Source organism: Gemmatimonadota bacterium (assembly GCA_026706845.1).
In the GTDB taxonomy this organism is placed as follows: domain Bacteria; phylum Latescibacterota; class UBA2968; order UBA2968; family UBA2968; genus VXRD01.
On record JAPOXY010000046.1, the window covers coordinates 1 to 6,073 of the forward strand.

Sequence of the window (6,073 nt, forward strand, 5' to 3'; positions counted from 1 at the left end):
AGTTTGCGAGATTTTGCTACAACAACCAGAGCCGGATGGCCATGACAGGATCGCTATCTGATTCTATCGTACTCATGATATTTGAAAGAGATCAGGAGGCACAATCTTAAACCCCTAACACCATCTGCAACAGCGCCATACGAATAAAAACACCATTGTGTGCCTGGCGAAAATACGCAGCGCGGGGATCTGTATCAACAGCCGGATCAATCTCATCCACCCGGGGCAGGGGATGCATCACAATCGCATTCTCCGAAAGTGCCGACATCGTCTCCACATCGATAATATATTTTCCCCGCGCCCGCTCGTAATCTTGTATCCGGTCGCCAAACCGCTCGCGCTGAATCCGCGTCTGATACACCACATCCACCTTCGACATCACGCTCATAAGATCTTCTTCTTCCTCAAACACCACCCCGTGTTCTGTCAGATACGCCTTGATATCATCTCTCATACGCACGACAGTTGGCGCGACAAAATACAACTTCACACCTTCGTACTTCGTCAACAAATAAGCCAGCGACCGCGCCGTGCGACCATTTGCCAGATCGCCGACCAATGCCACGTGAATACCATCTAACCTGCCGATCTCCTTCTGAATCGTGTACACATCCAAAAGCGCCTGCGTGGGATGCTGCCCTGGCCCGTCGCCCGCATTGATAATGGGAACCGACGCCGCGTCTGCTGCCCGCCGCGCAGAGCCACCCTCGTAGTGCCGCAACACAATCACATCGGAATACCCCTCTACAATACGAATCGTATCCTCCAGCGTCTCTCCCTTTGCCGCCGAAGAAAACTCCCGCGCGCTCTCCGTCGTAATCACCTCGCCGCCCAGGCGATACATCGCCGCTTCAAAAGACAACCGCGTGCGCGTACTCGGTTCATAAAACAACGTCGCCATAATCCGCCGATTCAAAATATTCGAACCATAACGGCTAACCACATTCTCCATCTCGCGCGTCACGTCAAAAATCTCATTCATAACATCTCGGCTAAATTGCTGCGCCTCAAGCACGTGAAACAGACTATCCATATCTTTACCCCCGCGTATAAAAAAAACGCCCCCTTATGAGGGAGCGTTTATATTCAACCTATTTATTTTTTCAGTCGTCATCTACCCCAAAATATAGGCGAGAAAAACGGCTTTTGCAAGAGGAAAAAACGCGTGAAAATCGGCCACAAGTTGACACAAACCCAAAATCAGAGTATCATTTGACCTTTGACCGCTGATCGCGATCCACCAATTGAGGAACCAACCGTGAGCAACCACCTGAATTTTCAAGACCTGATCATGCGCCTTGAGCGCTTCTGGGCCGACAACGGCTGTATAATATGGCAACCCTACAGCGAAAAAGTGGGCGCAGGCACCATGAACGCCGCCACTGTATTGCGCGTCCTCGGACCCGAACCGTGGAACGTAGCCTATGTCGAACCCTCCTACCGCCCCGACGACGGGCGCTTTGGCGAAAACCCCAACCGCATGCAAATGCACACCCAGTATCAGGTCATCCTCAAACCCGATCCCGGCAACCCGCAGGAACTATATCTCAAAAGCCTCGAAGCACTGGGCCTCGACTGCAAAGCACACGACATCCGCTTTGTGGAAGACAATTGGGAATCCCCCGCTCTGGGTGCCTGGGGCCTGGGATGGGAAGTGTGGTTAGACGGCATGGAAATCACGCAATTTACCTATTTCCAGCAAGCGGGTGGCAGGCAACTCGACCCCGTTGCCGTCGAAATCACCTACGGCCTCGAACGCATTGCCATGTCCCTTCAAAGCGTCGATGAAGTCTGGCAACTACAGTGGAACGACACCGTGACGTATGGCGACATCCTCAAAAAACAAGAAATAGAATACTGCAACTACGAATTCTACTGGGCCGATGTCAACCGCCTCAAATCCATGTACGACATCTTTGTAGCCGAAGCCCAGGCAGCCCTCGACCGCGACCTCGTCATTCCCGCACACGACTACGTCATCCGCTGCTCGCACACCTTTAATCTACTCGACACGCGCGGCGCAATTGGCGTAACCGAACGCGCCCGTTTCTTCGCCCAAATGCGCGACCTCTCGCGCCAAATAGCCGAAGCCTATGTCGAACAGCGCGCAGACCAGGGACATCCCCTTGTAGAACCATCAAGGGACAAGCCTCCACCGGTACCCAAACCCGAAGACCTGCCCGAATTAGACGCCGCCGATCTCCTGCTCGAAATCGGCTCTGAAGAACTGCCACCTGCCGATGTGGTCAGTGCCATAGCACAACTCGAAAAATTGCTGCCCGAACACCTCGGTGAAGCAAACCTCTCGTACGACAGCATCGAAGTCAGCGGCACGCCGCGCAGGCAATATGCCATCGTCAAAAATCTACAGGGACGGCAGCCCGATGAAATCAGACAAGCGCGCGGACCGGCCATCCGCATCGCCTATGACAATGACGGCACCCCCACCCGAGCACTTCAGGGATTTGCCCGCGGACAGGGCATTGATCCATCAGACGTGGAACAGCGCGACGACTACGTCTGGGCGGGCATCACCATTTACGGGCGCAAAACCCAGGAAATCCTCTCTGAACTGCTACCTGAACTCATCGCCAAACTCAGCTTTGGCAAAACCATGCGCTGGGATTCCGAAGGAATCGCATATCCGCGTCCCCTCCGCTGGATTGTCGCCCTCTTTGGCGATCAAATCGTCCCATTCACTTATGCGCGCACAACAGCAGGCCGCACGAGCCGCGGGCTGCGCCCCAATGCCTCGCCAAAAATCGAAATCGCTTCTGCCTCTGACTATCGCGCGCAAATGCAAAAACACGGCATCGCAGTCAACCGCGACAAACGACGGGAAACCATTAAACAGCAAGTCGAAGCACGCGCCCGGGAAATAGACGGCAGCGTGCCCAACGACCCCGACCTGCTCGACGAAGTCACCGACCTCGTCGAAGCCCCACACGCGCTTTGCGGCACCTTTGAAAGCGCGCGCCTTTCCCTGCCCCGCGAAATGCTCATCGCCGTCATGAAAAAACACCAGCGATATTTTCCAGTGCTCAATGAAAAAGGCGACCTCAAACCCAACTTCATCACCGTGTGCAACGGAATACCCGACGACCCCGACCTCGTCGTCAAAGGCAATGAAAACGTCATCCGTGCCCGATATGCCGACGCCAGATTCTTTTACGAAGACGACACAAACAAAAAACTCGGCGACTTTCTGTCCCGCCTGGACACCCTCACCTTCCAGGAAAAACTCGGCTCTATGCGCGACAAAACCCGCCGCGTTGAAAAACTCGTCAACGACTTATCCGATGCGCTTGAACTTCGCGGAAAAAATAAAAAAGCGGCTCTGCGCGCAGCCGTATTGTGCAAAGCCGACCTGGCGACCAGCATGGTCGTCGAAATGACCTCCCTGCAAGGCATCATGGGCCGCTACTACGCCCTGTCTTCCGGCGAAACAGAAGCCGTTGCCCACGCCATTGAAGACCATTACCACCCGCGCTTCCCGGGCGACGCCCTGCCCCAAACACAACCCGGTCTCGCCGTCTCAATAGCCGACCGTCTCGACAGCCTCGCCGGTCTTTTTGGCGTGGGCATCAAACCCCGCTCAAATGCCGATCCCTATGGTCTCAGGCGCGATACCCTGGGCTTGCTTTCAAATCTCCTCGGTCACGAAATGCATTTTTCACTGCGCCAGGGCCTCAACACAGCCGCCGTTCACCTGCCCGTCGTGGTCAAAAGAGAAGCCCTCGACGAAGCCTTTGACTACATCATTCGCCGCCTCGAAGTCGTCCTTCGAGACAAGGGCCTGCGCCACGACGCGATTTCCGCTGCGATTGCGGCGCGTCTGGACGACCCCTATCAAATCCAGCGGATCGCCCGGGCATTTACCGCGCAAATCCATTCCGATCAATGGCTCGACATTCTCCATGCCCATGCGCGGTGCAAACGCATTGTGCGCGACCTCTCTGAACACTACGACCTCAATCCCGATCACGACCCTGAAGAAGCCTCCAGAGCACTGCACAAAGCCTATCTCGCCGCGCGTAAAACAATGGACACAGCCGACGACAAACTCACTACCCTGATCCAGATCATGACCGAATTGCGCGACCCCATCAACCGCTTCTTCGAAGACGTGCTCATCATGGTCGATGATCCCGACCTCAAGCAATCGCGCCTCGCCCTCGCCCAGCACATCGCCGCCCTGCCCGACGGCATCGCGGACCTGAGCCAGTTTGAGGGATTCTAAACAACTTAAAGCTGTATCTTTGTCTGAATATTCAAAATCCGTTCGCGCCTAAATCCGCCAGTGCCATCTGGAAGATAAGTAAATTCGGCCTCCATTATCACCACCGTATTCTTTACGGGTTCCAGCGCGACCACATATCCAAACCGCGTATTGGGCGTACCATCGAACAAGCTTCTCAGGCTGACGTTCCGAAAGCGTTTCTCAAAATACCCCTCTGCCCGCGTCACTTTTTTTATTTTGGGCATCTGTTTCAAAAATTCTGGTATCATACCCGCGCGACCTTCCACAATTTGTGCATTGCCAACATCTCCGCGCAAGTGTTGATAGGACCCACTCGCCACAAAAATGCCGTAAAATCTCACAAGAGCACTGCCAAACACTCCTTGCATCGACGCAGACTGCAACGTGGCTTCGCGCGTGGTAATAGCCCCCGTACGCGGATCGACAATCGCTCGATTGACATCGTAGAGCGCGTCAAAATGCCCGGCCTGAAACCGACCGTTCACCCAGCGATACTCCGCCTGTAATCGCGCCGGTCCCACATCGACCATCACACCGGGCAAAGCGAGCCCCGTGCCACTATCCTCATCCAGAATTCGCCCAGCACCCGCATACAACCTCGCCCTTAGATGCCGCCTATCGATAAACGGATAGCCCACATCGACACTCGCGGCCGCAAATGTATCGCGCGGCAGGTCTGCGCGAATCGAATCGGGCAGACCGCTGAGTTGATCCGCATCCACAACCGCCGTGACGCCCATATCCAATAGCGGAACCGGTTGAAATTCGACGCGCCCTCCAAAAACCGGTCCACCGCCTTCTAAATCCAGCAAATTGCCGATCAGAGCGCGCACTGTCAAACGCCGAAAAATATGGCGAATTCTCATATCCAAACCCGCGCGTTTTATTCCCGGCGAACCGTGCGTATTGCGATAGTTGCGCATCACCAGTCCCGTGCCCAATGTCACCCATTCCAAAGCACCGACGTACAGAGACAACCGCCGATTGCGATCATCGATATCCCCATAGCGCACATAGTGAATCTTGCGCAACAGACTCTCCACACCTCTTCGCCTGCTCGAAAAGTCCCAGCCACTGTCCCGAATACGCCCTTCATGATCCAAAAAAATCTCCAGATCAAAAGCCGCAGACAAGTCCCCAATGCGTATGCGAGGCTGTATATTATAGCGTTGCCTCTGCTCCTGCTCAACCGTTACAGAACCCAGTATCGCAGACAAGTCCAATGGAATTCCTATTGCATCTGCGGAAACACCTTCAAAAATCAGCCCCCAGAACGCGACAATCCAACAAAATCGATACCGCATACAATCGTCTCCCCAAATGGTTTAGATCCACTCTTCGCCCTTTACCTCAACATAAGACTCTTGGTTTTTTTTCGTCAAGTACAGAATCGCAAAAATCGGAACAACCCCATCGGTCAGGCGTTATCAACATAGTCTCTCTTAATAAGGTAAGGTTTAACTGATTGGAATCTATTGACAAAGACATTGCCTTACAATATTTTAACAAATGTTTAGAACACATCTGGTCCTCCGACTTTTCCATCGGGAGAATACCATGAAAATTGGATTGCGGTTCTGGATGGTTATCTGTTGTGCCTCTTGCATTGCGCTGCCTCTTCTTGCCGAAGAAGATGAAACACCTCCACAAGACACAACCTACCGAAATACGATGTTTGCCCTGGGCCAGCGTCAGATTCAAGCGGGTGAAATCAACGAGGCCATGGCGACCCTCCAACGCATTTTAGAACTTTTCCCAGAAGACGCCCATGTGTATTCCCAACTGGGTTATATCTATCTCAAACGGAAAGAA

The 6,073-nt window shown here is 53.7% G+C and carries 4 protein-coding genes; 2 read left to right on the top strand and 2 right to left on the bottom strand.

The genetic code is table 11. The features are described 5' to 3' along the window. Nucleotides 1–106: 106 nt before the first annotated feature. Complete coding sequence (gene pyrB / locus OXG87_04585; protein MCY3868811.1) at nt 107–1,033, bottom strand: aspartate carbamoyltransferase; 927 nt, start codon at nt 1,031–1,033, stop codon at nt 107–109. Nucleotides 1,034–1,258: 225 nt separating this feature from the next. Here pyrB and glyS point away from each other — a divergent pair, with 225 nt between their 5' ends. Beyond that, entirely contained in the window at nt 1,259–4,240 is a 2,982-nt protein-coding gene (gene glyS / locus OXG87_04590; GenBank protein MCY3868812.1) for a glycine--tRNA ligase subunit beta, read from the top strand. Nucleotides 4,241–4,245: 5 nt separating this feature from the next. Here glyS and OXG87_04595 read toward each other — a convergent pair whose 3' ends face one another. Further along, nucleotides 4,246–5,565 carry a hypothetical protein gene (locus OXG87_04595; protein MCY3868813.1) on the bottom strand — a complete coding sequence of 440 codons (1,320 nt, stop codon included), beginning with the start codon at nt 5,563–5,565 and terminating at the stop codon, nt 4,246–4,248. A gap of 253 nt (nt 5,566–5,818) precedes the next feature. Between OXG87_04595 and OXG87_04600 the strand changes: the two genes are divergently transcribed. Further along, on the top strand, nt 5,819–6,073 hold a 255-nt coding region (locus tag OXG87_04600), incomplete at its 3' end, for a tetratricopeptide repeat protein (GenBank protein ID MCY3868814.1).